This is a genomic window from Streptomyces flavofungini (assembly GCF_041028215.1).
Classification (GTDB): domain Bacteria; phylum Actinomycetota; class Actinomycetes; order Streptomycetales; family Streptomycetaceae; genus Streptomyces; species Streptomyces flavofungini_B.
In genome coordinates, this window is sequence record NZ_JASKYR010000883.1 from 1 (window position 1) to 2,879 (window position 2,879).

Sequence of the window (2,879 nt, forward strand, 5' to 3'; positions counted from 1 at the left end):
CCCCCGGGCCCGGCCGTCTACCAGTGGAGCGAACTGCGGTACGGCATCGTCGGCGACGGCACCAAGCCGGAGATGCGGCTCGCCGAGAGCAGTTGGGTGTGGCAGCGCCAGGGCCTTTCCGTGTCCGGCCGGCGGTACGCGCACGGCGTGACCGTGCACGGCGAGTCCTCCGTGACCATCGACCTGAACCGCCGCTGCTCGACGTACGAAGCGCTGGTCGGCGTCGACGACATGACACTGGGCATCGGCAGGCTCCGCTTCTCCGTCTACGCGGACGGCGCGCGGCTGTGGCGCTCACCGCTGGTGAGGGGCGGCGCCCCGGCCACTCCTGTACGGGTGAACATCACCGGGCGCAGGACGATCCGGCTGGTCGTCGAGCCGCACACGTCCTTCGACACGGTGGCCCTCGCCGACTGGGCGCAGTCGCGGCTGAGCTGCTCCTGACCGCGAGCGCGCTCATTCCCCGGCCGAGCGCGCCGCCTCCCACAGCTCTTCGTACACGTCGTCGGTGGTGAGCAGGGAGCCCGTGGCGCTCGCCGCCTCATACCGCCGGGGGCCGAGTGCGGCCGTGGCGGCGGACACGACGCTCTCGGCGGCGGCCGAGTCGGGGCGCGGCCTCGGCCGCCCGCCCCGCAGCCGGGTGCCGACCGCGAGCAGCCGGGCGGCGCGCGCGTGGTCGCCGAGTTCACCCGTGAGGGCGGCGCCCCAGTCGACGAGCGAGGCCACGATCACCTCGGAGCACTGTCCCCGCACGGCCTCGCGCAGCGCCTCGGCCAGTTCGGGGAGGCCTGCCGCGGGGCCCGACTCGGCGGCGCGCACCCGTGCCTCGACGCCGCGCACGGCCGCCTTGAACTGCGCGGGCGGCGTGCCGTACCGCATCTCCTCGGCGACTTTCGTGCACAGTTCGCGGGCGGCTGCCGTGTCGCCGTCGTCGATCGCCATGAGGGCGCGCAGCAGCCGTACGAAGGCCCGGGACTCCGTCACGCCGTGCCGCTCGGCCTCGGTCGTCGCCTCGTCGAGCGTCTTGAGGGCGGCTTCCCTGTCGCCCTCGCGGTAGGCGATCTCACCGAGCCTGGCCAGCAGGAACGACGTCTCGGCGAACGCCCCCACCTCATGGGCGAGGCGCAGCGCCTCCTCGTAGGCGGCGCGGGCCGTCGCGTGGTCGCTGCGGGCCATCGAGGCCTCGCCGACCGCGCTGCTCACCTGGGCGCTCATCCACCGGTCGCCCACCCGGGCGCTCAGCGTCCGCAGTTCGGCGAGGTCCTCGTCGACGCCGAGGAAGTTGCCGTTCATGTCGATGGCCATGTGGACGCGGAACATCAGGATGACGCAGAGCTCCCAGTCCCCTCCGTAGCGCCGGCAGTTCTCGACCGTCGCGTCCACGTCGGGGCGGGTGTCCTCCAGCGTGCCGCCGGTGAAGTGGACCGTGAACGCCCAGATGAGTCCGGGGAACGTGGCGGCCTGGGGGCCCGAGCGCCTGAAGGCGTCCCGCACGCACCCCACGTACCCGGTGCGGGCCTGGTCCTCCCGGTCCGCGTCCATGGGCCTGGACTCGGCCACCAGGAAGAGGTGGAGCAGGCGGAGCTTCATCCACGGCCAGTAGAGCGGGTCGTCCTGGTCCGGGAGGGCCGCGACTCCGGCCGACACCGGGTGTGGGGCCAGGGCCAGGACGCCCTCCATCCACTCCAGGCCCTCTCTGCGGAAGTTGCGCAGCCACCAGAACCAGCCCGTGTTCAGGACGAGGGCGATGGCGGTCGGGAGGTCACCGGTCCGGATGGAGTGGTGCATGGCCGCGCGGATGTTGTCGAGCTCGGTCTCCAGGCGCTCGATCCACGGCAGTTGCTCGGCGGAGCGGAGCAGCGGCTCGGCCCGCTCGACCAGCGCGCGGAAGTACGCGCTGTGGCGCCTGCCCGCCGCCGCGAGGAGGTCGGGGGTCTCGGCGGCGCGCTCGGTGGCGTACTCGTGGATGGTCTCCAGGAGGCGGTACCGCATGCCGCCGTCCTCGTCGTCACCGCAGGGGACGGTGACGATCAGGGACTTGTCGACGAGGGCGCCGATCAGATCGGTGGCCGGTCCCGAGCAGACCGCCTCGGCGGCGGGCAGGTCCCAGCTTCCCGCGAAGACGGAGGCCTCCCGCAGCACGGTCCGCTCGGCCTCGCCGAGGAGCTCCCAGGACCAGTCGACGACCGCGCGCAGCGTCTGCTGGCGGGGCAGGACCGTGCGGGCGCCGCTGGTCAGGAGGCGGAAGCGGTCGTCGAGGCGGTCGGCGATCTGCCGTGGGGTGAGCAGCCGCAGGCGGGCGGCGGCCAGCTCGATGGCGAGGGGCAGGCCGTCGAGCCTGCGGCAGATCTCCGCGACCGCCCCGGCCGACTCCTCGGCGTCGAAGCCCGGCCGCACCGCCGTGGCCCGCTCGGCGAAGAGGCGGTGCGCGGGGTCGGGCGGGAGCGGCTCGACCGGGCGGACGGACTCGCCGGGGACGCCGAGCGGTTCCCGGCTGGTGGCCAGGATGGTGAGGCCGGGGCAGTGGGTGAGGAGGGTCTCGGCCAGCTCGGCCGCGGCGCCGATCACGTGTTCGCAGTTGTCAAGGATCAGGAGCAGGGAGCGCGTGGCGCAGTACTCGACGAGCAGGGCGACGGGGTCGTCCTGCGGGGTGGACAGCTCGCTGGTCATCAGCACGGTCTCGCGCAGACCGAGAGCGCTGACGACCGCGCCGGGCACCGCCTCGGGCCGGTCGAGCGGGGCGAGCTCGGCCAGCCATGCCTGTGGATGCCCGGCGGCGGCTTCCTCGGCGAGGCGGGTCTTACCGGAGCCGCCAGGTCCGGTGAGGGTGACGAGGCGTGCCCTGTGCAGATCCGAACTGATGGCCCCCAGCTCAGGTT

Annotated in this window: 2 protein-coding genes; one reads left to right on the forward strand and one right to left on the reverse strand. The window is 73.7% G+C overall.

Annotated elements, in window-relative coordinates; genetic code table 11:
- A partial coding sequence (locus AB8Z36_RS35980; RefSeq protein ID WP_369217595.1) for an NPCBM/NEW2 domain-containing protein occupies positions 1 to 444 on the forward strand: 444 nt, incomplete at its 5' end.
- A gap of 12 nt (positions 445 to 456) precedes the next feature.
- On the opposite strand, the gene AB8Z36_RS35985 is transcribed toward AB8Z36_RS35980, so the two are convergent.
- The coding region (locus tag AB8Z36_RS35985) for an ATP-binding protein (protein ID WP_369217596.1) at positions 457 to 2,879 on the reverse strand (2,423 nt) is incomplete at its 5' end.